Origin of the sequence: Citrobacter sp. CtB7.12 (genome assembly GCF_001297795.1) — a bacterium.
Taxonomy (GTDB): domain Bacteria; phylum Pseudomonadota; class Gammaproteobacteria; order Enterobacterales; family Enterobacteriaceae; genus Citrobacter_A; species Citrobacter_A amalonaticus.
This window is the reverse complement of sequence record NZ_LIFT01000033.1, coordinates 1-25,392: the sequence shown is the minus strand read 5'-3', so window position 1 is coordinate 25,392 and position 25,392 is coordinate 1. Positions and strand designations below refer to the sequence as shown.

General features: G+C 46.7%; 18 protein-coding genes and 3 pseudogenes. 12 read left to right on the top strand and 9 right to left on the bottom strand.

Annotated features, from left to right (window positions below):
- Window positions 1-55: 55 nt before the first annotated feature.
- The 3 genes from tnpA to AOY24_RS22855 are packed head-to-tail and all read left to right on the top strand — an operon-like array spanning window position 56 to window position 2,656.
- Window positions 56-721 carry an IS66-like element accessory protein TnpA gene (tnpA, locus tag AOY24_RS22865; RefSeq protein ID WP_054177437.1) on the top strand — a complete coding sequence of 222 codons (666 nt, stop codon included), beginning with the start codon at window positions 56-58 and terminating at the stop codon, window positions 719-721.
- Window positions 718-1,065 (top strand): IS66 family insertion sequence element accessory protein TnpB, encoded by a 348-nt coding sequence (tnpB, locus tag AOY24_RS22860; RefSeq protein ID WP_043143335.1) that lies wholly within the window; start codon window positions 718-720, stop codon window positions 1,063-1,065. Before tnpA ends, tnpB begins: the two co-directional genes overlap by 4 nt.
- A gap of 19 nt (window positions 1,066-1,084) precedes the next feature.
- Complete coding sequence (locus tag AOY24_RS22855) at window positions 1,085-2,656, top strand: IS66 family transposase (protein WP_054177436.1); 1,572 nt, start codon at window positions 1,085-1,087, stop codon at window positions 2,654-2,656.
- A 646-nt stretch (window positions 2,657-3,302) separates the two neighbouring features.
- Here AOY24_RS22855 and AOY24_RS22850 read toward each other — a convergent pair.
- Complete coding sequence (locus AOY24_RS22850; protein ID WP_054177438.1) at window positions 3,303-4,724, bottom strand: glucose/sorbosone family PQQ-dependent dehydrogenase; 1,422 nt, start codon at window positions 4,722-4,724, stop codon at window positions 3,303-3,305.
- A 737-nt stretch (window positions 4,725-5,461) separates the two neighbouring features.
- On the opposite strand from AOY24_RS22850, the gene AOY24_RS22845 reads away from it, so the two are divergent.
- Window positions 5,462-6,844 (top strand): diguanylate cyclase, encoded by a 1,383-nt coding sequence (locus AOY24_RS22845; RefSeq protein WP_054177435.1) that lies wholly within the window; start codon window positions 5,462-5,464, stop codon window positions 6,842-6,844.
- Window positions 6,845-6,865: 21 nt separating this feature from the next.
- A complete protein-coding gene (gene dosP / locus AOY24_RS22840; RefSeq protein ID WP_054177434.1) occupies window positions 6,866-9,274 on the top strand; it encodes an oxygen-sensing cyclic-di-GMP phosphodiesterase DosP in 2,409 nt (802 codons plus the stop codon).
- Here dosP and AOY24_RS22835 read toward each other — a convergent pair.
- Entirely contained in the window at window positions 9,271-9,585 is a 315-nt protein-coding gene (locus AOY24_RS22835) for a CcdB family protein (RefSeq protein WP_054177433.1), read from the bottom strand. The two genes, dosP and AOY24_RS22835, sit on opposite strands and share 4 nt — an antisense overlap.
- Window positions 9,586-9,587: 2 nt before the next feature.
- Window positions 9,588-9,824 carry a type II toxin-antitoxin system CcdA family antitoxin gene (locus AOY24_RS22830; RefSeq protein ID WP_054177432.1) on the bottom strand — a complete coding sequence of 79 codons (237 nt, stop codon included), beginning with the start codon at window positions 9,822-9,824 and terminating at the stop codon, window positions 9,588-9,590.
- A gap of 570 nt (window positions 9,825-10,394) precedes the next feature.
- On the opposite strand from AOY24_RS22830, the gene AOY24_RS22820 reads away from it, so the two are divergent.
- Both AOY24_RS22820 and AOY24_RS22815 read left to right on the top strand, forming a co-directional pair.
- On the top strand, window positions 10,395-11,153 hold the full coding sequence (locus AOY24_RS22820) for a winged helix-turn-helix domain-containing protein (RefSeq protein ID WP_054177430.1): 759 nt from the start codon (window positions 10,395-10,397) through the stop codon (window positions 11,151-11,153).
- A complete protein-coding gene (locus tag AOY24_RS22815) occupies window positions 11,153-11,653 on the top strand; it encodes a hypothetical protein (RefSeq protein ID WP_054177429.1) in 501 nt (166 codons plus the stop codon). The genes AOY24_RS22820 and AOY24_RS22815 overlap by 1 nt, the downstream gene beginning before the upstream one ends.
- 125 nt (window positions 11,654-11,778) lie before the next feature.
- On the opposite strand, the gene AOY24_RS24700 is transcribed toward AOY24_RS22815, so the two are convergent.
- The 3 genes from AOY24_RS24700 to AOY24_RS22800 all read right to left on the bottom strand — a co-directional run bounded on the left by AOY24_RS24700 (window position 11,779) and on the right by AOY24_RS22800 (window position 15,662).
- The gene (locus tag AOY24_RS24700) at window positions 11,779-12,936 is read right to left on the bottom strand and encodes an EAL domain-containing protein (protein WP_304437839.1); all 1,158 of its coding nucleotides are present in this window, start codon (window positions 12,934-12,936) and stop codon (window positions 11,779-11,781) included.
- A gap of 3 nt (window positions 12,937-12,939) precedes the next feature.
- Window positions 12,940-14,208 (bottom strand): PAS domain S-box protein, encoded by a 1,269-nt coding sequence (locus AOY24_RS24695; RefSeq protein ID WP_054177427.1) that lies wholly within the window; start codon window positions 14,206-14,208, stop codon window positions 12,940-12,942.
- 74 nt (window positions 14,209-14,282) lie between these two features.
- A complete protein-coding gene (locus tag AOY24_RS22800) occupies window positions 14,283-15,662 on the bottom strand; it encodes a diguanylate cyclase (protein WP_054177426.1) in 1,380 nt (459 codons plus the stop codon).
- Between the two features lie 835 nt (window positions 15,663-16,497).
- Here AOY24_RS22800 and AOY24_RS24385 point away from each other — a divergent pair.
- Window positions 16,498-16,983, top strand: a complete 486-nt coding sequence (locus AOY24_RS24385) for a CaiF/GrlA family transcriptional regulator (protein WP_072185440.1) — start codon at window positions 16,498-16,500, stop codon at window positions 16,981-16,983.
- Between the two features lie 78 nt (window positions 16,984-17,061).
- Here AOY24_RS24385 and AOY24_RS22795 read toward each other — a convergent pair.
- Window positions 17,062-18,045: pseudogene (locus AOY24_RS22795) on the bottom strand (IS3 family transposase); the annotation flags it as partial.
- Window positions 18,046-18,111: 66 nt separating this feature from the next.
- Here AOY24_RS22795 and AOY24_RS22790 point away from each other — a divergent pair.
- Window positions 18,112-19,134, top strand: a pseudogene (locus AOY24_RS22790) (IS110 family transposase).
- 218 nt (window positions 19,135-19,352) lie between these two features.
- On the opposite strand, the pseudogene AOY24_RS22785 reads toward AOY24_RS22790, so the two are convergent.
- Window positions 19,353-19,469 (bottom strand): annotated as a pseudogene (locus tag AOY24_RS22785) (transposase); the annotation flags it as partial.
- 294 nt (window positions 19,470-19,763) lie between these two features.
- On the opposite strand from AOY24_RS22785, the gene AOY24_RS22780 reads away from it, so the two are divergent.
- The 3 genes from AOY24_RS22780 (at window position 19,764) to AOY24_RS25240 (ending at window position 23,776) form a co-directional block, all read left to right on the top strand.
- Window positions 19,764-21,086: an amino acid permease gene (locus tag AOY24_RS22780; protein ID WP_152967232.1), complete on the top strand. Its 1,323-nt coding sequence runs from the start codon at window positions 19,764-19,766 to the stop codon at window positions 21,084-21,086.
- 20 nt (window positions 21,087-21,106) lie between these two features.
- Window positions 21,107-22,417: a serine dehydratase subunit alpha family protein gene (locus AOY24_RS22775; protein WP_054177423.1), complete on the top strand. Its 1,311-nt coding sequence runs from the start codon at window positions 21,107-21,109 to the stop codon at window positions 22,415-22,417.
- A 1,182-nt stretch (window positions 22,418-23,599) separates the two neighbouring features.
- Window positions 23,600-23,776: a hypothetical protein gene (locus AOY24_RS25240; RefSeq protein ID WP_161804600.1), complete on the top strand. Its 177-nt coding sequence runs from the start codon at window positions 23,600-23,602 to the stop codon at window positions 23,774-23,776.
- Between the two features lie 663 nt (window positions 23,777-24,439).
- Here AOY24_RS25240 and AOY24_RS22770 read toward each other — a convergent pair.
- On the bottom strand, window positions 24,440-25,392 hold a 953-nt coding region (locus AOY24_RS22770), incomplete at its 5' end, for an autotransporter outer membrane beta-barrel domain-containing protein (protein ID WP_152967231.1).

The window sequence follows — 25,392 nt, the reverse complement described above, 5'->3', positions numbered from 1 at the left end:
TGGTAAGCGTCACATTTAGACCGTCTGTGCAGCGGGCTCCGGTTCCGGGAAAATAGTGTCCATCATTTTTAATGGACACTATCGCGTGAAACACCGGACATGGCTCCTTGAGGCGCTTCGCCTCCATTTTGATGAAAAGCTGCCGCGTATTGAGGCCGGGCGCAGGCTGGGTATCCCCAAAACCACCGTCTGCGATCTCTTTGTCCGCTTCCGGAAGGCCGGTCTGTCATGGCCTCTGCCGCCACGGATCAACGCTAAAAATCTGGATAAACGACTTTACCGGCAGGACTCCCGAAAATCGTCTGTCCTTCCTGTAGCCTCTACCCCGGCTCCCGGTGAAATCCCTGTTGCCCGTAAGCGGCCCCGACGTCCCAACTTCCCCCGCGACTTCAAAATCGCCATGGTGGAGCAGTCGATGCAGCCCGGCGTCAGCGTGGCACAGCTTGCCCGCGAAAATAACATTAACGACAATCTCCTGTTCAACTGGCGGCGACTTTATCAGCAGGGGCTGCTGGCTGCGCGGACAGATGCGCCGGTCATGTTGCCCGTGACGCTCGCTGCTGAATCAGGCCCCGGACAGCCTCATCCACCATCCGTTCAGAGCGACGATGCCCCCTGCTGTGAGCTGGTTCTGCCCGCAGGAACGCTTCGTATCAGCGGAAAACTGACGCCGGAGCTGCTGCAGATGCTCATCCGGGAAATGCAGGGAGGGAGCCGGTGATATCACTCCCTGCAGGCTCACGCATCTGGCTGGTTGCCGGCGTCACGGACATGCGCAACGGCTTCAATGGCCTGGCTTCCAGGGTGCAGAACACGTTACGGGATGACCCGTTCAGCGGCCATCTGTTTATCTTCCGCGGGCGGCGGGGCGATATGATAAAGGTGCTGTGGGCGGACCGGGACGGCCTGTGCCTGTTTACCAAACGGCTGGAGCGGGGGCGCTTCGTCTGGCCGGTGACCCGTGACGGCAAGGTTCATCTGACGCCGGCGCAACTGTCCATGCTGCTGGAAGGCATTAACTGGAAGCATCCCCAGCGGACGGAACGCCCTGGAATACGCATATAACCTGCTGTAAAGTGGGGTTATGGAGACCTCATACCCTGATGAAAACGCCCGGCTCAGGGCGCTGCTGCAGGAGCAGCAGACCACCATCCGCAAAATGGCGGAGTATAATCGTCTGCTCTCACAGCGGGTGGCGGCGTACGCCAGCGAAATCAACCGCCTGAAGGCGCTGGTTGCTAAGCTGCAACGTATGCAGTTCGGCAAAAGCTCCGAAAAGCTGCGTGAGAAAACGGCCCGCCAGGTGCGCGAGGCAGAGGAGCGCATCAGCGCCCTGCAGGAGGAGATGGCTGAGGTGCTGGGCGAGCAGCATGACCCGGCACTCCCGCAGCCGCTGCGCCAGTCTTCCGCCCGCAAACCGCTGCCGGCCTCACTTCCCCGCGAAACCCTCACGCTGTCGCCGGCAGAAATCACCTGTCCGGCATGCGGCTGCGAACTCAACGCGCTGGGCTGCGACGTATCGGAGCAGCTGGAGCTTATCAGCAGCGCCTTTAAGGTTATCGAAACGCAGCGGCCGAAGCTGGCCTGCTGCAGCTGTGACCACATCGTTCAGGCTTCCATGCCGTCAAAACCCATCGAACGCAGCTATGCGGGCCCCGGCCTGCTGGCGCGCATCGTCACGGCGAAGTTCGCAGAGCACACGCCTCACTATCGTCAGTCAGAGATATACCATCGTCAGGGCGTGGAGCTGAGTCGCGCCACGCTGGGTCGCTGGTCCGGCGCGGTGAGCGAACTGCTGGAGCCGCTGTACGACCTGCTGCGCCAGTACGTGCTGATGCCGGGCAAGGTGCACACCGACGATATCCCTGTGCCGGTACAGGAGCCGGGCAGCGGTAAAACGCGCACGGCCCGGCTGTGGGTATACGTGCGGGACGACCGCAACGCGGGCTCACAGCTTCCACCGGCGGTCTGGTTCGCGTACTCGCCGGACCGGAAAGGCGTACATCCACAGCAGCACCTTGCGGGGTACAGCGGTATCCTGCAGGCGGACGCTTACGGTGGTTATAATGCGCTGTACGAAGATGGCCGCATAACCGAAGCGGCCTGCATGGCCCATGCCCGGCGAAAAATCCACGACGTGCATGCCCGGACACCGACCGACATCACAACCGAAGCGCTGAAGCGTATCGGAAAACTGTATGCCATCGAGGCGGAGATACGCGGCAGCCCGGCAGACGAGCGGCTGGCGGTACGTAAAGAGCAGACTATCCCGTTAATGCAGTCACTGTACGACTGGATACAGGTTCAGATGAAGGTACTGTCGCGCCACTCGGACACGGCGAAGGCGTTCGCCTATCTACTGAAGCAGTGGGACGCGTTAAACCTGTACTGCAGCAATGGCTGGGCGGAGATCGACAACAACATCGCGGAGAACGCGCTGCGTGGCGTAGCCCTGGGCCGGAAAAACTGGCTGTTCGCCGGTTCAGATACAGGCGGAGAACGTGCGGCGATCCTCTACTCTCTGCTCGTCACCTGCCGGCTTAACGGCGTTGACCCCGAGACGTGGTTGCGTTACGTCATCGGTCATATACAGGACTGGCCGGTGAACCGGGTCCGCGATCTGCTTCCCTGGAAACTCGACCTTAGCAACGTCTAATCGTCAATACGGTTCAGATGAGCCGCTTACCGTTCCTGCATCATCTTCCTCAATAACGGATGATTTGAGATAAAGTCGATGCTAGCGAACTGAAATTTAAATGAAAGATGAGATCACTGGAACGTTCCAAACACTCTGTGTACTTCCGGTGATATATCATATTGACGTCAGATTCTGACCATGCCTGCATTGTCCTGGCATCTGTTGTTGATGGCTAAATGAGTCAGTTTTCCAGATAGCGGAAATTATCCCGGAAGCACACTGAAAAACCTTTTAATTTATGTGTGTATGGTGTTTTAAGGTTTTATATAATGATATTACATGCGACACGTCACATCTTATGATGCTTCGCGAATTAAGTATTCGCCCTGATAAAATGAGGTCAGATGCAGGCCATAACATATTACATCTATGATGTGCGCTGTTATTCAGTGAGCAATTGTCTGAAAAAATGACCAGCATAAATCGGAAATGAGGACGGAGCGCAAAATAATGCTGTCTCTTCCCTGACGAGAACCATCTCGCTCAACTCCTCAAAATCCATGTGTTTTAAGGGATAATTTATAATTCGCGGATGAAAATAATGAATAACAGGCAAAGAAAGACAGCGGGTTTATCTGAACCGGTGAACCCGCTGTTCTGGCAATTATTTACCGGTGTACTCAAAGACGAGAATGGAGCCAGGATTTGACAGGTCATGTGTCGGGTGGTTGTTTTCATCCATCACATTACCGAAGTTATCCGTGGCAACGAATATTTTACGCGTATCCGGACTGACCAGTACCATGCGGTAACGGTTGGCAGTGTGGAAATATTTAGCCACATCGCCCTGAACATCCTGTTTATTCTCATTTAGCAGCACACGGTACAGCGCACCGTTTTTCATGGAGCTGATGAGAATGGAATTACGCCAGCCTTTGATAACGCCGTCCGCCGGATAGTATGCCACACTGGACGGCGCAATGGTTGGCCAGCATATATAGGATGAGTCAGGCGGGCAACTGTTATCGTTAAAGGTATATCCATCCTTAACGGTGAAAAAGGTTTTTAGTGGGGCTTTAAAATCAGGTGAATTCCAGTCGGATTCTTTCTGTACCGGCACACCTTCGGGTATGTGGTTAGGGTCCCACTTAACTGACGGGCAGTTTTTTGCTTCGGAATAATTCGCATAGACATAAGCCTGGTCATCACGGAATCCGGCCACATGCGGCCAGCCGTAGTTACCTCCCGCCTCCAGAATATTCAGTTCATCATCAGAAGAGGGGCCCTGTTCGGAGGCGTAAAGGGTGTCGCCGACAAAGACCAGACCCTGCGGGTTACGGTGACCATAAGTGAAAAGATGGCTTTTCACGCCGTTGATGACCGGGTTATCAGCCGGCACGGAACCATCTGTATTCAGGCGCAGGATTTTGCCTGCGTAAGAGGAAAAATCTTTTTTAGCCAGTTCCGCTTCTGTCGGGATACGTTGTGCTTCAATCGGTTTACAGAAGTTAGCTCCCTGGTTATGGCCCTGCTCACCGATGGTGTAATACAGTTTTCCGTCAGGCCCGAAGCGAAGACGCCCGCCGTTATGGTCATTGCCTGCCGGGAAACCGGCCAGTACTACTGTTTCATTACCGAGTTTGTGGGTTTTCTCGTCGTATTCCAGTCGGACAATTTTTGCATATTCGTTTTCTCCGTCCATATAGGTATAAGCGGTGTAAACATACTTATCCCCGCCGGGTTTCATGAAATCCTGAGATAACGCAAGTCCAAGCACACCTTCATGCTGTGGACCGGTATGAACTCCCTGAAGGGTGATGGCAACCTGTTTTTCACCTGTCAGTGGGTTGATACGGTCAATGGATGCGGCCTTGCGCTCAGTCACCCACAACCAGTTATCAGGGCCCCAGAGCATATCCCAGGGAGCGTCCAGTCCACTAACAAGAACAGATGCTTTAAACGGTTCTGCTGCCTGGATGACTGCGTGCCCAGAGGAAGACCGGGAACCCGAACCTGCAGCATAAGAAGCGGCAGATGCGACAAGAGATAATGCAACAACCTGACTGACAATACTGAGCTTTTTCATCATATGATTCCTTCCACAAGACACGGGACAGAGAACAGGACAATATCGACTCACATAACCATACAATTATTATGGTCATGTTGCATTTTGTCAAAAAATGTTTCTGTATATGATGTTGATGCTGATTTTTTATTAATTGCTTTTTGAAACTACCGTGATGCTGTCCTTCAGTCAGTAGCGGCCCTGTCGGCCGGAAGAAAATAATGCACCGTTAAGCTACTCCACCAGTTCCGACGAGTTGTTTACCATCATGGTACATTTTTCAGAAACAAGACCGGGGTCTGGCGTTTCATAATACTGATAACCTGTATTGCCGGCACAGAAAGAAATGGTGAGATGGAGGCCCCTCTTTCATAGTGAATTTTGCCGTGAAGCGATACAGGCAGTTTATTCTCTTCGCCGTAATCTGCTCGCGCTTCGCAATGCAGCCTAGCCAGTTGAAGAAATCTGTGCCGGGATTAACTGACTCGTAACTACCTCAATGGACCCCTTCCGTTCCCTGAGTTCTGCAGGGATCACCTCATTATCAGGAACAGTTTTATTCACAGTATACATTTCTGGTGTTACCCACAGGAGGTAGACTTAAGCAACCGATTCTGCACTGTGGAGGTAAAAAGAAGTTGCGTGGCAACCAGCTCTGGATGTTAATTGACCAATTGTAACTCGCGGGCACAGAGCGGTATTCAGCCAGTATTCCCGTTTATACGCTCCGTTCCCGTTTTAAATGGAGGTAAAATATGAAAACTTACATCAGTAAAATGAAGCAGGAATGGACCTCACTCATAGAACAGAGTTCCCCGCGGGTCAGAATGCTCTCTGCTGAACTGGCACGCCAGCATGCGGCATCCCTCAGCGAAGCTTTTTATACCGTCGTCCTTTCTGATCCCGAAGCAGAAATCTATCTCTCCAACGAGCAGGTTGAAAGACACCTCAAGATGGCCCTGGTGCGCTGGATCGAAAATATTCTCTCCTGTCAGCCTGAACAGGTTGAGAACATGATCACCGCTCAGCAGCGCGTGGGCGAAGTACATGCCCGGATTGGCATTCCGGTCCAGTTGGTTGAAATGGGCGCCCGCACCCTGAAAAAACTTATCTTTTCACATATCAGGACGCCGGACTGCAGCCCGGAAGACAGGGTGGGACTCTGCCAGTTCATCATTGTCAGCATCGACCTGGCGATGGAAATCATGTCGAGGGTCTTCTCATTCAGTGAAAGCAGTGCCACGCGGGAAGAGGAAAACTACCGGATTTTTTCTCTGCTGGAAAATGCCGAAGAAGAAAAGGAACGTCAGACGGCCAGCCTGCTGGCCTGGGAAGCTGACGTTATCTACAACGTGATGGTGGACGCAGATCTGGAAAGTGTCAGGCCACTGAGCCGGGCAGATTTCGGGCTGTGGTTCAATCATAAAGGCCGTCACTATTTCAGCGGTCTGCCGGAAACGGGGTACATCGCGAAGCTGTTACAGGAGCTGGATGAACTTATTACTGACGCCCGGTATAACCCCAGAGCGCTCAGTAAACGTCCGTCACGGGTCAGTCTGGTACATCAGGTCAGGCACCTGCTGCTGCAGATTAACACCTTCCTTAAGGCGCTGTTTGAAGAAGTCTCCCGCCACGAAGTGGGCATGGATGTCCTCACCCGGCTGCTGAACCGTCGTTTTCTGCCAACCATCTTTAAACGTGAAATCCTGCATGCCAGCCGCAGCGGCGGTGAACTGTCTGTACTGGTTATTGACGTGGACAAATTCAAGCAGATTAACGACCGTCATGGCCACCATCTGGGCGATGAGATCCTGCGTAAGGTGTCACAGGTGTTCTACAACAATGTGCGCAGCAGTGATTATGTCTTCCGCTATGGCGGGGATGAGTTTCTGATTGTGATGACCGAAGCATCCCCCCAGGAAACGCGGCAGATTGCAGAGCGTATCCGGGTGCTGGTTAACAAAATTTCGGTGACGGCTGCTGACGGAGAAACCATCGTGCCGTCCTTGTCCATTGGTGTCGCCATGTTCAGTGGCCACCCGGACTATGAACGTCTGATACAGGCGGCAGATGAGGCACTGTATCAGGCCAAGGCGCTCGGGCGTAACCGGGTGGAAATGTGGACACCGTCACACTGAGCGTGAAAAAGGGAGAGTGGCATGATGAACGCAGGTGAACATCCTGACAGCCCGGAACGGCGTATTCTGTTTCCGGCGCTTGAGCAGAGCATGATGGCCGTTGTGCTTATTGATGATGGCGATCGTGTACAGTTTTTCAATGAAGCCGCTGAGTATCTCTGGGGGTACCCCCGGGAGGAAGTGCTGGGGAACAGCGTGAACATGCTGGTTCCCGGGGAACTGAAAGGTAACCATGTGTCGTTTATCCGATACAACCGGCAGGGAGGGCAGGACAGGGTTGTCGGAATGAACCGCCAGTTGCAGCTTGAAAGACGCGACGGCAGCCGTATCTGGGCCAGTTTTGCCCTGTCCCGGGCTGAGGTGGAGGGGAAAATACACTATCTGGCCATGGCCCGCAATGTGACGGCAGAGGTACAGCGCCAGGAAGAAAACCGTCTGTTGCTGATGGCCATGGCCCATACGGACCAGCCGGTGGTGGTGCTCTCCTCATCCTCTCAGATCATTCAGGCTAACCGGGCATTCAGCACCCTGTACGGTTATGCTGAATCAGAGGTGATCGGTCAGCATCCGGCTGCGCTGCTGGCGGCAAAAACGGAGCGGGAGAATAACGCCCTTTTAAACGAGCTCCTGGAGGGTTATACCCGCAGGGTGGATGAACTGAACACCCTGACCCGAAATGGCCTCAGTATCTGGGTCAGGATCTCTTCCACGCCTGTTCACAATGAACGCGGTGAACTTGAAAACCGGGTGCTGACGTTTACCGATATCACGGAAAACCAGAAGATCAGGGGACTTGAAAAAGAGATCTTGTCCACGCTGCTCAGCGAGCGGACCTTTGATGACACGGGCGCAGTCATCTGCCGTCAGGCCGAAGCGGTTCTCCCAGGAGCCAGAGCGTCACTGTATCATTTACGTCAGAAAAGACAGCATCTGTGGGCTAAAGGCTCCCCAGCCCCTGCCCCGTCAGGTACGGGACTCCGCCGGCGCTGGCCCGTCCATACCGGTGCCGGCCGTGTGGAAGGGAGCCTGGTACTGGAGTATGTGGAACAGACAGGGAGTGAACGTTTTACAGAACGCGTGGCGGATGTCTGCACGCACTTCTGCAGCCTGGCCATGGAGAAGGAAGCCAGCCGTCAGCAAATCGAGCGGCTTAAACAGTTTGATGCCCTGACAGGCCTGCCCGGCAGAAACCGCCTTCATCAGCATCTTGACCGGCTGCTTGAGCAGCAACCGGCAGGGAGGCTGGCCGTCTTCTGTATGAGTATCGATCGCTTCAGCTACCTTAACGAGATGAACGGCTATGCCATCGCGGACCAGTTGCTGCTCACCATGGCGGAACGGCTTCGCCAGATACTCCGCCCGGACCAGTATATCAGCAGAACGGAGGGGATACAGTTTGTGCTGATTGCGCCGGATTATGATGCGGACAGGGCCGCCGGACTTGCCGGTGAGCTGGTCAGCCTGATGAAAATGCCGGTCACGCTGGATGAAGACACGTTCAGCCTGACCATCAGTACCGGGATAAGCCTGTATCCGGGGGGGGATCGTGATCTGCTTCTGACCTCAGCACGCCATGCCATGGAGCGTCTGCGTGATAACGGAGGGGATGGTTGGCAGTTCTTCGAACCAGACGCGAACAGGCACATAAGCGAAGAACAACGGATGGCTGTCGCGCTGAAAAAGGCCATCGCGGACGAAACGCTGACGCTGCACTATCAGCCGCAGGTGCGGGCTCACTCCGGAGAGCTGTACGGCGTGGAGGCCCTGGCCCGCTGGACAGACCCGGTATTTGGGCGTGTTCCACCACCGCGTTTTGTCGCCCTTGCGGACAAAATGGGTGAGACCATCAATCTGGGAAAATGGGTGCTGCAGGAGGCCTGCCGCCAGCTTGCCGAATGGCGTCAGCAGGGACTGGCTATTCCCTCGGTATCGGTCAATCTTACCCCGAAAGATTTCCGGGAAGCAGATTTGCCATCGAGGCTCAGGGCCTTGCTTGAGCGGTACCGGCTACCCGGCGAATGTCTGACGCTGGAAATGACCGAAAACGACATGATAGAGATGAGCGATACCGTACGGGCCCACCTGTGTAAAATCAGGGCTCTGGGCGTGGGGTTGTCAGTTGATGATTTTGGTACAGGATTTTCAGGGCTGCAGAATCTGGCCAGACTGCCTGTGACGGAAATCAAGATAGACAAAGGCTTTATCGACCATATGATTACCGACAAATGCACGCGTTCACTGACGGAAGCGATGATTGGGATCGGGCAGAATCTGGAGCTGAATATCGTGGCTGAAGGTGTTGAGACGCAGGCACAACTGGATTTTCTTCGGGATCGCCAGTGCCCGATTATTCAGGGCTATCTTTTCTCAGCGCCGCTGCCGGCAGAGAGCCTGATAGAGTGGGTCATCAAAAACGAAAGGAGCATCTAAATACCATCAAGAAGAAAATCAATCGCAGCTTTGATCTCTGTACGATAAAGGGAAGCATCGCAAAATACAGCCCCCAGAGAACGGACCGGAATGCTCGCCATCTCGTGCGTCATGATGGCATATTCGTTATCGTCGATCAGTCTGACAAGCGGAACCAGGCGTTCCGGTCGCGTGCTGCCTGGGTACTTCTCAACAGGTAACAGGGGGATCACAATCCTGCGGTTTAACTGGCCGATAATATCGCTGGTTACATCAAGCAACAGGGGATAGACGGCGCTGTTCCCGGTGTTACGGTATACAGTGAACTGCATTCTTAAAATGTCCTGTGCTCATCACTGAAACAATCATGTTCATCGTGAAAGCGGTTAAGTGCTTTCAGCGCTTCGCTATTTTCCTTCTGCCACTTTTTGGCTTCGTACTGGCGTAGTTCTGCGTCAAGGGCCGCGGTCAGGGCTGCACTGAGATTTATTCCTGCCTCACGCGCACGGCTGAGTAAGTCGCGTTCTACGGTCATGGTAACGCTTTGCGTTGCCCGTTGTGTTCTGCCCATAAATACCTCGCGTTAGTTCCCGTGCAGTTGACACGGCTTACTGAGTGTAAAGTAACACTATAGAGGGAAAAAAACATCAAAAAACGCAATTCAGGACAAGGGTTCTTAACTTTCTCTGCATGTTCATCCGATTCCCTCATTCAGTTCTTTTTATCCACATCCTGAGAGCAGGCCTGATGATGTCGGCGCAGTTCTCTTGTGAATTTTCGGGCAATGCTTTCAGGCAACCAGTCGCTGACAAAAATCAGGGGCTACTCTTCATGAATGTGAATTCTGCGGATATGGCTGACCGTATGACGGACATACTGAACGCTGACATCACGAATTCTGGCAACGTCATAATTATCATATACCATCAGAGTTTGAAGCTCGGTGGAGAAGCGGCGAATCAGGAAATAAACAAACCGATATTACTGACTGATGGTTGTGTCTGAACCTTTTAGCGGGTCCATATGGATATAGAATGCAAATTGAGATATCATTAACTATACTGCATATTTACAATATGGCGTACTCAATCTCTGTATACACTTTTTGAAACAACGCCCTAAAGATTTTTCTGGTGGTACGATGAAAAAAGGTTACCTCATCAATAAAAAAATTGAATTCTGGCCTGACGATAGCCTTCTTGTTTTGCACTCTGATCAACTGGTGAATTACAGACTGACAGTACCTGCATCGCGTTGTTTTTTATTGTTGTTACAGAAAACGCCAGAAATCGTACCACAGAATGATATTTATAAAGTTGTATGGGAAGGTGAGGGAATGCTTGTTCCACCTAATACACTTTACCAAAATATTGCGTCAATCCGTCGAGGGTTAAAAACATTATCACAGGATGAAAACATTATTGTCACTGTACCAAAAAAAGGCTTTCAGATCCCGGAGCATAATGAAGTTAAAGAAATAAATTCTGTTGATATTAGTGATCATAGTATCCAATTGTCTCATAAAGTAACTTCTAAAAATGAAGAGTCTCCCATCAGAGAAATATCATATAAACTTTTTATTTTCGTAGTTACTTCAGTACTTATTTTTATTTTTATAATTTACCATTTTTATTTAAAAATAGATGGAAACTTCTTTTCCAGTTATGAGTTTGTCGGCAAGCAGGATGGGTGTTTTTTTTATCACAATATCAATACTGCTGATATTAACTGGAGAAATGAGATTGCATCAACAGGCTTGGATTTTAAATGCAAGGTATTTCCGTGGGTATATATGACATCGTATAAATATACTCCATCACGGTCTATCATTGGATGTAATAAACCATTTGACAGCAAAAAAATTAGTTGCATTTCAATACTTTATCGTGGTGGTGAATAATGATTAAAATTGGCGTAAATACAATAAAATCGAATTCAATCTTCATTGCCATTTTGATTTTTTCGATTTTTATAACTCTAATTGTTTTTGTAATGATTAAAGATAAGAATAAAGAAAACAATATTTCATGTATTACAAGAATGGTTTACGTGCAGGGGATGGTAACGCAGCATATTACCTTAAATTTCATTTTTGACAATAATGCATCCGGAGTGGTTCACATCGAAGGTGTTCAGTTTTTAGACGGAGTAAATAAAGGAATAATAAACAGAAATATACATTTTAGTTATGTGAAGAATAATGATAATTTCATATTGACCTCCAGATATATCAGGATACTAAAGGGAGAGTCCCTCGGGAATGATGAAATCCAGAGAACATTCCCTGCATTCTATTCAGCAGAAAACAGTAAAGTCACCTATACAATTTCATGGCAAAAAAACTCAGGATTCATGTTCTCAATTGCAGGAACACCAAGGTTCTTTTGTGAAAATATGTGACGACATGACATTGGATTCAGAAAATCCCAGGGTACATCATGACTGATGCAGTCGAAAAAATATCAGCGAGACCAGAACCGGCCAGATGTCATTTTCAAATTGAATTAGATTAACCTGTAAAATATTTAGTACTCAGTTGCTGAATATTTAACCAGCCAGTCAGCAACGCTCCTGGCAGGTAGTGGTCGAGAAAAATAGTATCCCTGAATAATAATTTCTGAACATCCTTTCATTTTCAGCAGGTCATATTGTTCTTTCGTCTCCACACCTTCTGCAACAACAGACATACCCATACTCTTACCAATTCCTGCGATAGCTTTCACAAGAACTGCAACCTTTTCTTCTGTCAGAAATCTGTCGATAAAACTCTTGTCTATCTTCAGCTCTGTAACAGGCAACCCTGACAGACGTGAAAGGCTTGAATAACCTGTACCAAAATCATCAGCAGCCAGTCTCACTCCCAATCCACGTATGTCATGAATACGTTTCAGTACATCGCTATCAAACTCCAGCATGGCACTTTCAGTTATTTCAATCGTCAGCATATTACCCTGCAGATTGTATTCCTTCAGAAGTCCGGCAATAATTGAAGGCAGATAAGGGCAACAGAAATTAATGGCAGACAGGTTAACTGACACAGAGCAAACACCCGCATCGTTCAGAATCCATTCTGCCATTTGTCTGCAAGCCTCTCTGAGCACCCATTCTCCCGGCATTTTAATATCTCCGGTCTCTTCAGCCAGGGAAATGAATATATCTGGAGGGACTTCGCCATACTCTGGAGAATGCCAGCGGGCCAGCGCCTCAAATCCGTAAATCATGTTATTTCCAGCAAAAATCTGAGGCTGATATTCCAGCCTCAGTTGACTTTCTTCAATCGCCTCTCTCAGCGCCCGTTTCATCATAATCCGTTCCCTGACCATACGATCGGTCTCATGGCTGAAAAACTGCCAGCCATTTCCTCCTGACGCACGGATATGCTCCATAGATATCCTTGCTCCGGATAACAAATCGTCCTTCACACATTCCGGGTAATGACTGATCCCGATGCTGAATGTGAAACTAAACGTGTGCCCCTCAAGCACTACAGGTTTTGCCGCTATTTTTTCCAGTTCCTGCGCTATCTGTGAAGACATTATGATACTACATTCAGGCACAACCAGAATAAACTGGAGCCCTTCAGTTCTGCTCAGAAAAGATCCAGGTTCAAGGGCAGACTGTAGCCGTATAACCATAAGTAAAAGCAACTGGTCAGCAACAGCATATCCCATGTTATCATTGATTTCTCAGAAGTTATCTATACACAGACTGAAGGCCGAGAGTTCTTTTAAAGATGAACTCTCAAATAAACGATCGATATAATGATTGAGACTGGTTCTGTTTGGTAACCCTGTGAGCGAATCAGTCTGTATCAGACGTTCTATCTGTTGTCGCTTGTCTTCTTGTTCCAGCGCAATAACACACAGATGAGCACTGATTTCAGCAATCCTGGCACCGTATATACCGGATTGCATATCGTTGCTGAACCGCAGCGTTAGCTTCCCCCGCAACTGACCATTATGTGAGCGAAGTGTCCACGTTTTCTTTCCCTGCGTCAGATTTCTTTCAGACACATATTGGCTATCGGCTGAAACCGGTGACCCCCATAAGAATAATTGCCCACCGGAATAATAATACAGAGAGGCTGAACATCCCTGGATAAGGAACTCTATACGCCGACAGATTGCATCACCTGTTTCTGACAGGGAAAGGCTGCTTATCATAATAGCCAGAATATCTTTTTCATACTCACGGATTTCACGCTCCATGGTAATGTCGGTAAGTGTCATCACCAGGTTGTTTAACTTCCCTGTCTCATCAAGAATAGGATCCATCTGTGCAGAGAACCATACAACTGAATTATTCGCACAACGGACAGGTATATCCTCCTGAAACCAGTCACCCTGCTTCATCAACCGGAGAAGACGATCTCTGATATTTTTGTATTTCTTATATTCAGGCAACAGTACGTCTGGTTTCTTTCCGATAACATCATGGGCGCGGAGGTCTGTAAGTGTCGTGAATGCTTTATTAACCTGAAGTATCTGCCGCTGAGAACCAAGGACAATAATCGGATGCTCCGTGTGACTGACCGCCAGTAACAGCAGGTGATTTTGCTCCCTCCGCGCAACTTCATCGCTGACATCTCTGGCCATAGCCATGTAATAGATACGATTACTGACATCCACTCTGGAAAGCGAAAAAACAGTCCATACTGTATTTCCGTCTTTACGCTCAAGTTGTAACTCCCTGTTCATACCAACAACATGGGACTCCATCCCGATACGATGACGTTGTACCCGATCCCGGTGCTCACGCTGTAATTGTTTTGGCAGCAGGATTTTCATATCCTGACCAATAACCTCTTCACGTGACCAGCCCCACAGTTTTTCAGCCGCCTGATTGAAGAATATGACTCTGTTTCTCTCATCAACCAGCATAACAGCTATAATGGATTGCTCCAGAGCAGGAAATAAAATATGGTTTGCATCCTTCAGTATGCTGACTGGTTTCATACATCACCCCGATTCCTCGCATCAGTGTACAGGTTTCATATAACGAATAAATTTTTGAGGTATACGTCAACATGTTACTGGCTTTTCCATATTTCAACCCTGTTACGCCCAAGTGATTTAGCCCGGTACAGGGCCTCATCTGCTGACTGTATCAATCTTTCATAATCTGGATGCCCGCTAAACATCGCTACACCAATAGAGAGTGATACCGACAGCATACCGCCATCCTGAGTGTTTACTGTCTGTTTTTCAACGCGGTTACGAATGCGCTCCGCCATTCGCAATGTTTCTTGTTCTGAGGCTTCTGTCAGTACAATGAGAAACTCATCACCACCATAACGAAACACATAATCACTGCTTCTGACGCTGTCATAAAATGCCTGTGATACTTTTCTCAGAAGTTCGTCTCCAGTATTGTGTCCATGTCCATCATTAATTTCTTTAAAGAAATCAATATCAATAATCATGACAGACAGAGGTGTGCCAGTTCTGTTCGCATGCGCAATTTCACGTTTAAATATGGTAGGAAGAAAACGACGGTTAAGGAGTCTTGTCAGAACATCCATTCCAATCTCATGGCGAGAAACATCGTCAAAAAGGTCACGCAACAATGTTTTTATCTGAGACAAACAGTTCCGCATCTGGAGCGTATAACTGATGCGTTTTTGTCTTTTTGATGGAGATGCAGACTCTTTTTTTATATTACGGACAAGGTCATCCAGTTCAAGCATTAGTTTTGAAATATAACCCACACCAGTTAAGCCGCTAAAGTAATGCCTGCCTTTATGATTAAACCAAAGTCCAAATTCTGACCGGCTAAAAGATTGAATGTCACATACTTCTGCATCCAGCATCACTTTATAAATAATATCTATTTCCCATGACAAAAAACTGGATATCTGTCTTTCTTTCTCTTCTTCTGCGTTTTCAAGCAGAGAAAAAACACGATAATTCTCATCCTCCCTTGATGACTGATTGTCACTGAATGAAAATGCTCTTGACATCACCTCCATGGCCATATCTATACTTTCCGTAGTAAAATTCAGAAGCTTAAATTTTTCTTCTGCTGAGCACTCCATGTTATCAATGAGTGGTGAAAGAAATTTCTTCAGTACGCGCGCGCCCATCTCAACCACCTGCACCGGAATCCCAATCCTTGCATGCATCTCACCAACATGCTGCTGCATCGCAATAAGACGATCCACACTTTCAGTACTGCCTGATAAAACCTCAATAACCCACAGTTCAAGTGCTTTTTTCAGGTGTCGCTCAACCTGTTCATTTGTCAGGAATTCTTCAGCCTGAGGGTCAGTCAGAACAGTATCGTAGAAACGCTGACTCATGTCTGCTGCATTCGCAATGGCAAGTTCCTTAGAGAGAATCAGTACACTTGCGTCCGTACGCGAAATCATCGCCTCCCATTCGAGCTTCATTTTACCCAGAAATGTGTGCATGCTAGTTATCCTCAATACTGGTTTAACACTACATTTATAATATAGCTTATATTCTTTCCATTATCGTTTTAATTACACTAAGCATATACTAACAGCATCATTTTTCTTTCAAGTTTTCGCTAAACTTTAAGTTGTAAGAAAACGAAATACAGTATCCTAATAACCATCTGACTTCATGAATAGATTCTTTTTTAATATTTTACTTATAATAATCATTGCGTATAGTAATATATATTAAGATTAGTTAAAAAACAACAAGTAAAATAAATGTAAATATGAATTTAATGCATCTCATGATGAGAGAAAAAACTTATCATTAGGATTTTATCATTGTGTAGTGGGATTTATACTCATATATGTTATTGATTCTTTACATGAATAATAAAAAACAGGCATTCACTTTTAATGCAGCTCTGTTTTTACAATTATGTTTTGATTGTGAGGAGTACTAAGGCACGTTATTCACCAACCACTGGGTCGCTCTTTTTGTTTTAATATAGTAAAGCTGGAATGTTGCAATGGCTCTGCAATATCACATTCCTGATTATTTTTTTGTGTGTCATATATGAATATACGTAATGATGATTTTTTAAATTATCTGGATAATTAAAAATAAGAGAAACAAAATCACTCATAATATTCTGCATATGTTTCTTACATGCTCATGAAATTACATAAATAAGATAATGTTGCATTTATATAGGAATAAGCTATAAATGATACGGAAAATAGTATTCTTACAGTCACGAATGACAGTTTATACTATATCTTAGATGCTCTTATGTTATGTTCAGATCGAGGAACTTTTTGTCCTTAGACAAACAAGGTATCAAAAATGTCCAGCAAAAGATTAGTGCAATACTCACGAAAACTTAAGCCTTACCAGACACCATCCGCACTTCATGGTGAGAAGTATTTAAACCTCCCTCTTTACATGCTAGTCGCTTATTGGGCGCTATTAAAAGGTAGCCCTATTACTGTTAAAGATGTTCGCCTCACATTCAACATCAGTCTCAGACGTGCCAGCGACCTACTTGAATATATTACCGATCAGGGGTCTAAAGCTGTAGAGTCTGAACTTTTTTTAATACCTTCACCACGTGGTGGTAAATGCAAATGCAGAGCCTTGCGTGTTATAAGCATCAATGGTGAACATGTCAGATTCCACAGCAACACATCTACAACCAATGATGAAACCAATCAACGGGTAAAGGAAGAGTCTGATAGTAGTGAGTATATTAATGAACTCCGTCGGTGGGTCGTACAGCGACGCACTGGAGATTCTATACCGAAACAACTAACGAATACTGGAGAAGTATGAACATGAAGAATAAGATCCATTTTAAAATATAAACCAACAAAAAATATGACCCTGGCCCAAATTCAGTGCAGTGCTAAATCAGAGATCTTCGTCTTTCCGGAGACTTCGGATGAATTCAGCCGGAGTCATGTCATTTAATGATGAATGCGTTCTCTCATGATTGTATTCCCTGCGCCAGTTGTCGAGTCTGTCCTGCGCATCTTCCAGCGTGAGGAACCAGTGAATGTTCAGGCATTCATCCAGCATACTTCCGTTAAATGATTCAATAAACGGGTTATCCGTTGGTTTTCCGGGGCGGGAGAAGTCCATTGTGACACTGTGCTCATACGCCCATTTATCCAGACTTTTCGAAATAAACTCGCTGCCGTTATCTGTCTGAATACGTACCGGCAGGCGCTTGCCCAGCACCCGCAACCCTTCCATCACACCGACCACATCCTCACCTTTCAGCGACTTTCCGGCATGGATCGCCAGACATTCCCGACTAAAATTATCGACTACAGTCAGCGCCCGGAAACGTCGTCCGTTAAACAGGTTATCCGACACGAAATCCATACTCCAGCACTGATCGACACCGGCCAGGACGGGACGTCGCTGACGAATGTGCTGCACTGGCATGCCTGCGCGGACGTTTTCTCCGCAAGTTCAGACCATCCAGACAATAGATCCTGTGTGTTTTCTTGTGGTTAACAGGCCAGCCTTCCCGTCGTAACTGAATATGAATACGCGGGCAACCGTAGCGGATCCGGGTTTCCGCTATTTCCCTGATGCGCAGGGTTATCGCCCAATCATCCTGCCGACTCTGCCAGTGGTAAACGGTTCTAGTCTGCATCAGCAGTCCACATCTCCGTCGGACACTGATACGGTAAGTCTCCCACAGAAAATGCACCGCCTGACGCTTCTGATCCGGCCTCAGAACTTTTGCTTCAGTACCTCCTGCAGCATCTCCTTGTCCAGACTCAGGTCAGCCACCAGTTTTTTCAGCCGCTGATTTTCATCCTCCAGTTGCCGCAGACGCCGCAGTTCCGTTACGCCCAGACCGGCGAATTTCTTCTTCCAGTTAATGGGATGGACTACCTCCTTCCCCTGCGGTTAACTGTACGAAATGTGCTCAGTAGGAGAATCACCATGAATATCGTATTTCTGGGTATTGATCTGGCTAAAAATGTCTTTCAGCTCTGCGGGTTAAACTAGGCCGGTAGGCCGGTTTATTCAAAACGTACCGGGCGAAAAGAATTACTCCAGACGGTGGCGAATATTCCGGCCTGCCTGATTGGTGTCGAAGCATCAACAGACGCATTTTACTGGCAGCGTGAGTTTGAAAAACTGGGACATAAAGTAAAGGTCATCAGTCCTCAGTATGTAAAACCCTTTGTCCGCGGGCAAAAAAATGATGGCAATGATGCACAGGCTATAGCCGTGGCTCTGATGCAGCCAACAATGCAATTTGTCCCGCCGAAAAGCCCGGAGCAACAGGATATTCAGGCTTTGCACCGGGCAAGGCAGCGTATTGTCAATCATCGTACTGCGACCGTCTGTCAAATTAGGGGACTGCTGCTTGACCGGGGAATAACAATTGGCGCGGCAGTTTCAAGAGTTCGTCGTGCCGTTCCGCTGATCCTTGAGGATGCAGAAAATGGGTTAAGTGCCCGTATGCGCAGAACGATTGCAGAGCTCTATGATCTCTTTAACGATCTTGAGCGCCGTATACATTTTTTTGATAACGAAATAGATGTTGTGTTCAGGCAATCCGAAACCTGCCAGCGTATTGCCAAAGTTAAGGGTATCGGCCCAAAAACGGCCACTGCCGTCGTTGCCGCGATTGGCAAAGGAACTGAATTTAAGAATGGTCGTCACTTTGCAGCCTGGCTTGGCCTTGTTCTGCGTCAGTACTCGAGTGGGGACAGACAGGTGCTCATGAACATGACGAAGAAAGGCGACAAGCATCTGCGGACTCTGTTTATTCATGGTGCCCGTGCTGTCGTCAGAGTTGCCACGAATAATAATGACAGTTATCTGAATCAGTGGGTTAACCAGTTGAAGGAACGGCGCTGGTTTAATAAAACAACCGTGGCGGTTGCTAATAAGAACGCGAGAATAATCTGGTCGATGCTGAGAAATGATACAGAGTATCAGACAGTTGGAAGTTAATTCCCAGCCAGAAAAGTTGCAGTGTACTGAGAAATGGTGACAGGTTGCACCTGCACAATCGGAACCTGATTTTTATACTGGCCTCAAAGGCCGTCCAGTTGTTGAGGTGATTGTGTGCGGATTACCCATTTAGGCACAGGTTTTCCTGATGCCGGATAGATGTAAGCAACAACCCAAAACCAGAATCAGTGCTTGCAAAACGGAGGTAGTCCATAGATGTAAAAAGTGGCTTCAGATATGCCCATCTTTCGGCAGACTTCCCCGACGCGGGTGCCGGTTTCAGCCTGCTTCAGTGCAAATGCAATCTGTTCTTCGGTATAGCGGGTCTTTTTCATGGCGATGTGCCTCTCTGTGAGAAGGAAGAAAGACCGGAGACTTAAGTTTAGCCTGGCACTGTTTTCAGGGAGGAGATCACAATATCATAGTATGAGAAAAATAGTTGTATTTTTAATCTTTATGAAGAAATATTTTCTCTTTAAGTGGATTTGTCTCATATTATAATGTTATGTTTTTATCTTTAAAAAGTATTATTTATATTAGTAAAATATAACACCTGCTAGGTATTCATCCATCGCGATAAATGATAAATAATTATTGGCGCTATCACAAATAGCGTTATGGAGAGTATTATGGACATAAAATCAGAAATAAGCCATGTTGATGCAGGGACAAGAGCCTCAATGACAAAAAACGAGTGGAAGGAGGCTACAAAGTTTGATAGTACAGATATCGGTTGGGTAATTATGAGTATTGGCATGGCAATTGGTGCAGGGATCGTTTTTTTGCCAGTACAGGTGGGTTTAATGGGACTATGGGTATTTTTGTTATCCTCCATTATAGGATATCCTGCAATGTATCTTTTCCAGCGACTTTTTATTAATACCCTTGCAGAATCTCCGGAGTGTAAAGACTATCCTGGTGTGATTAGTGGTTATCTTGGAAAAAACTGGGGGGTTTTACTTGGTATTCTTTATTTTATCATGATTGTTATCTGGATGTTTGTATATTCAACGGCAATCACTAATGACAGTGCATCATATCTGCACACATTTGGTGTGACAGAAGGATTGTTATCCGATAGCCCTTTCTATGGTTTGTTCCTTATCTGCGTTCTGGTGGCTATCTCCTCACGAGGTGAGAAGTTATTGTTTAAAGTTTCAAGCTTTATGGTGCTGACTAAGTTGTTAGTTGTCGCTGCCCTTGGGGTATCAATGATCGGATTATGGCGCCTTTATAATATCAGTGCATTGCCACCTGTCGGTTTGCTCATAAAAAACGCCATTATTACACTACCATTTACACTGACATCGATTTTATTTATCCAGACACTGAGCCCGATGGTTATCTCATACCGTTCAAGGGAAAAATCTGTTGAAATCGCACGATATAAAGCCATGCGGGCAATGAACATTGCTTTTTGTATTTTGTTTGTCGTGGTTTTCTTCTATGCCGTTTCATTTACACTGGCAATGGGACGCGATGAAGCAGTAAAAGCTTATGAGCAAAATGTCTCTGCACTGGCTATTGCCGCTCAGTTTATTGGTGGTGATGGTTCCGGTGCATGGGTAAAATTCGTGAGTGTAATCCTTAATATATTTGCTGTAATGACTGCATTTTTTGGTGTATATCTTGGTTTTCGCGATGCTACTCAGGGTATAGTCATTAATCTGTTACGCAGAAAAATTCCTGCAGATAAGATTAACGAAAAATATGTACAACGCGGTATTATGATTTTTGCCATCCTGCTTTGCTGGGGAGCCATTGTTATGAATGCCCCTGTACTGAGTTTTACATCTATTTGTAGTCCAATTTTTGGCCTGATTGGTTGTCTTATCCCTGCCTGGCTTGTTTATCATGTCCCTGCTCTGCATAAGTACAAAGGAACTGCTCTGATGATTGTTATTATCACTGGGTTACTGTTATGTGTATCACCGTTCCTTGCATTCTCCTGATAATACTGGAGGGAAATATAATGTCTGTTGAAGAACTGGAACCTCTCTGGAAAAATTTTATTCGTATACTGAAATCAGAGGTGAAACCGGCGCTGGGATGTACTGAACCAGTATCCCTTGCACTGGCTGCTGCGACAGCAGCCTTTTATTTGAACAAAAAAGTGGAAATGGTTGAAGCATGGGTTTCTCCTAATCTTATGAAAAATGGTATGGGAGTGACAATTCCTGGGACGGGAATGGTGGGTTTACCTGTCGCTGCTGCACTTGGCGTCACGGGGGGGAATGCCAGCGCGGGACTTGAAGTCCTTAAAGAGGTTACATCCGATGATATTATTGATGCTAAAAAAATGCTTGAGCATGGAAAGGTTCATGTGAATCTTGCTGAAAACAGTGAGGAGGCCATTTACGCAAGAGCCATAGTTAGCTCCGCTGATGACTGGGTTAGTGTGACAATATCAGGAGAACATACAAGAATTGTTGAAATTAATTGCCAGGGCGAGATTATATATTTTCTGAATGAAGAGGCTCCTGATGGGAATGATGTGCCGGATGTTATTCTTTCGCAATCATCATTACGTGAAATTGTTTACTTTGCGGAAAACTGTCCATTCTCCGATATAAGCTTTATCCTTGAGGCAGCAAGATTAAACGATGCTTTATCACGCGAAGGCTTGTCAGGGAAATGGGGAATGCATATTGGAGCCACACTGCAAAAACAATATGCAGTTGGTTTTATGGCTAAAAATGTCTTATCTGAAATGATTATACGTACTACAGCAGCTTCTGATGCCAGAATGGGTGGCGCGATGCTGCCAGCCATGAGTAATTATGGTTCAGGCAATCAGGGAATAACGGCTACAATGCCTGTCGTTGTAATGTCTGATGTACTTAACAGTGATGAGGAGCAGTTGGCCAGAGCTTTAATACTTTCTCACCTTGCTGCTATCTATATTCATAGTAAGTATCCGAGGTTATCTGCACTCTGTGCTGCAAATACTGCTGCAATGGGTGCCGCAGCAGGGATTGCCTGGTTAATTGATGGCAGGTATGAAACAATAGCAATGGCAGTAAGCAGTATGGTGGGTGATGTCAGCGGTGTGATTTGCGATGGTGCATCAGACAGTTGTGCCATGAAGGTTTCAACTGCAGTTTCATCTGCATGGAAAGCTGTTATGCTGGCCCTTGATAATACTACTGTCAGCGCTTCTGATGGCATTGTAACGGACGATGTAGAACAGACCATCTTAAATCTGTGTGCACTTGCCAGCCGTTCAATGAAACAGACAGATATACAAATAATAGACATTATGTCTAAAAAACAAATATACTAACTCTCTCTGAGTTATCAGACTTCTGGTAACTCAGTTTTTTGTTAGTTAATTCGTGAGTTCATCGGAAGCTCACGTAAATCCCACCTGTTGAAATTATAACTGCGTATCACTGGCTCAGGTCAGGTCAACATAAATTTACTCTATGTGACAGCCACCTTTACCATTCCTTTTTCTCACCCTTTTATTCACCACTGACTTACCTTTTCATCCTGCCATATTTCCTGACATCTCTGGACTACCTGTTGTTTGTACTCTTTTTATATATTATATCATATCAAAGATATAAGCCGATATCCTCACGTGATGACATTTGCACAGGAACAATCCACCTGACACCAGGGAAAGTCGATTAACAGTCAGGATGAGTATTAAAAAATGACAGAGTGATAAATTTATTAACCTGACAGTACCAGAAATGAACCATCATGATATGAATCGCTGGCATACTGCAGTAACGGAATGGTGGCAGGTCATAAAGCAGGTACTTTATTAAAAAAAGCCTGCACTACGATGGCAGGCATGAATAAACATCAGCAGTGTGTCTTTATTGTCGTGGTGGATTCCATCGTAAGCGTTATGCTCTGCTACAGGACTAATACTGTATTGTCGACAAAAAAATGTCTTTCAGCGGAAAGCATAAAAGACAGTACATACAAGTAAGCAATGCAAAGTGTGAAACAAAAACGGATAGACAATCATCAGTAACGTTAAAAACCAGCCGGGAACCCTCTTCAATGATTAATTATCCTACGGGTTCTGTGCCCGTTATGCAGAATTCAGATGTTTCCCTGAAGTCAGTTGCCTGAGTGACTTCAGTCGTCCCTTTTAAACCGGACGCATTACCAGTAAGACAAGAGGTCTGTATGGTCTTAACAGTTGTCTGGTGAAGTCATGTTCTAATTGTATGATTTGTGCGCCCTCACTTATCCCCAAAAAAACGAGTATGGTTGATGCACCGTGTATAACTGACTGAGCTAATCCTTATTCTTTTTTTGATCTGCTTCAGATCCTGAATTGTTTTTTATTATTATTTTATTCAGTGGATAACACTGGTCAGCACAAGATGGGACATTGTTGTTTCCTCATCCTGTGTATTACGCTAAATGGACTGTTTTTTACCTGTTGGCTGTTCATAAGTTTAATCAGCCAGCAATCAGTCCTTAACCGCAGGGAGTGGATTATATGGAGTATTTTGACGCGATTTTACATGTAGAGAATAAACGTCGTAAAGATGAACTGAAACAGTTATTAGCAGAGATGGTGGTGGTTCTTGAAACGAGGGAAATTATCGGCTCCATCCTGGAAGACAGATACTGTCTAGATATGGAGGAATACCTGGTATCAGGCGACAATAATTAAGTCCGGTAAAACCCGTTGACCTCTGATGTCTGGGATTAGGATGAATCTACGGTCTGAAAAATTGATTTTTCTACCCGGATAGTTAACTTCATGACCTGATGGCTGTGAAAAAACTGTTTAATCGCTGTGGTGGGTTAGCATCAACATATAGCTGGGAGTCTTCAGGTGTTACATCAAACCACTCGTGACCATAATACATCTCAGTTTTTTACCTACCGAAGAACAATTTACATGCTACATTATCCGGTGAACATCATTTGCACGAAACGGAGAGGACAGATAGATAACCCAGCCCACAGAGTGAGTGGGCAAACTTTCTGCCATATTTGAAGTAAAGTTTAATTGTGCGGCACCGTTCTGTTTCTATAAACATTATTTATTTCCTGAAAGTCCCGAAGATCGTCTGCCACAAACTGTCATAAATCCTGCGTTGACACAGGGACGGATTCGAGGCCAGAGTCTCCAATGCTTCGTGAACTTGGTGTGTCTTTTGAGCTTATTGAGAAAATGACAGAAAAAAACCGGCAAGAATATTAAGCATTCCATAGCATGAAGGATATTTAAATAAATGATCACCACCTCCAGAGGAGGTGGTTTAAGATTGATAAAAAAGTGGATACGGTTAAAGTTCCGCTTGGTCCTGGCGTGACAGCAATCGATTTATCAGAAGCTGTATTTCACCCCGAGCATTGCAGAAGTATCACTGTAACTGTTGCCACCCACCTGTTGAGCAACGTTACCCCATACCAGCAGACGTGGGTTAATTTGCCCTTCAATACCCACTTTCAGCTCACCAATGTTACGTGTCCCGCTGATGTCATCCTTGATGGAGCCCATCTGTACGGTCTGGTTATTGGTGTTGTGGATCCAGTTCGCTTCAATGAACGGCTGGAAATCACGGCCTTTATCGGTATCTTTCTCCGCATGACATTTCAGGTAAGCACGGACGCCGAGGCGAGTCATCAGGTTGCCGTCAGTTTTGTCTTTAACCACCGTCCCGTTGTGCTCACGATGTGAATCGGCCTGCACGTCCATCCAGATAACCTGCGCTTTCGGTTGGAGCCAGTAGGTTTTATTTTCACTTTCCCTGACCAGGAAGCTATAACCCCCTTCAACAGACGCCGTGATACCGTCGGATTTGTAGTTTTCGCTGGCCAGATGTTCGCCGCTAACGGTGTTATCAAACCAGTTATACAGTACCCAGCTATCCAGATAGGTCCCGGTCTTATCCGCTTCATTGGCATACCAGGTGGCATACAGACCGACGCTGTAACCATCTACCTGTCCACGAGACGAATAGCCAGTGTAACTGTTACGGGTTTTACTTTTCTGGTTGGCATAACCCGCCATGGCACCCAGATGCCAGCGATCGAGGCCGTCGCTGCTCCACTGCGCCAGGTCGCCGCCTAACTGCAAAACATAACGGTTAGCGTTGGTTTTCAACTGCCCGCTGCCGTCAGTAAAGCGATTATGGCCCCCTACGTTACGCATCCACATACTGGTGACTTTTTCTTCGCCAGTCAGCATATCGGTATACTGAGTTTCACCCAGACGGTCATGCAGACGGGTGATAAACATCGTATTGGCCGCATAGTTGTTCGCCAGATAACTCCCGA

Coding starts and splice junctions, on each gene's coding strand:
- AOY24_RS22855 (WP_054177436.1), top strand. CDS start 1,085: ATGGAGACCTCATACCCTGATGAAAACGCCCGGCTCAGGGCGCTGCTG.
- AOY24_RS22850 (WP_054177438.1), bottom strand. CDS start 4,724: ATGAAAAAGCTCAGTATTGTCAGTCAGGTTGTTGCATTATCTCTTGTC.
- AOY24_RS22845 (WP_054177435.1), top strand. CDS start 5,462: ATGAAAACTTACATCAGTAAAATGAAGCAGGAATGGACCTCACTCATA.
- dosP (WP_054177434.1), top strand. CDS start 6,866: ATGATGAACGCAGGTGAACATCCTGACAGCCCGGAACGGCGTATTCTG.
- AOY24_RS22835 (WP_054177433.1), bottom strand. CDS start 9,585: ATGCAGTTCACTGTATACCGTAACACCGGGAACAGCGCCGTCTATCCC.
- AOY24_RS22830 (WP_054177432.1), bottom strand. CDS start 9,824: ATGGGCAGAACACAACGGGCAACGCAAAGCGTTACCATGACCGTAGAA.
- AOY24_RS22820 (WP_054177430.1), top strand. CDS start 10,395: ATGAAAAAAGGTTACCTCATCAATAAAAAAATTGAATTCTGGCCTGAC.
- AOY24_RS22815 (WP_054177429.1), top strand. CDS start 11,153: ATGATTAAAATTGGCGTAAATACAATAAAATCGAATTCAATCTTCATT.
- AOY24_RS24695 (WP_054177427.1), bottom strand. CDS start 14,208: ATGAAACCAGTCAGCATACTGAAGGATGCAAACCATATTTTATTTCCT.
- AOY24_RS22800 (WP_054177426.1), bottom strand. CDS start 15,662: ATGCACACATTTCTGGGTAAAATGAAGCTCGAATGGGAGGCGATGATT.
- AOY24_RS24385 (WP_072185440.1), top strand. CDS start 16,498: ATGTCCAGCAAAAGATTAGTGCAATACTCACGAAAACTTAAGCCTTAC.
- AOY24_RS22780 (WP_152967232.1), top strand. CDS start 19,764: ATGGACATAAAATCAGAAATAAGCCATGTTGATGCAGGGACAAGAGCC.
- AOY24_RS22775 (WP_054177423.1), top strand. CDS start 21,107: ATGTCTGTTGAAGAACTGGAACCTCTCTGGAAAAATTTTATTCGTATA.
- AOY24_RS25240 (WP_161804600.1), top strand. CDS start 23,600: ATGGAGTATTTTGACGCGATTTTACATGTAGAGAATAAACGTCGTAAA.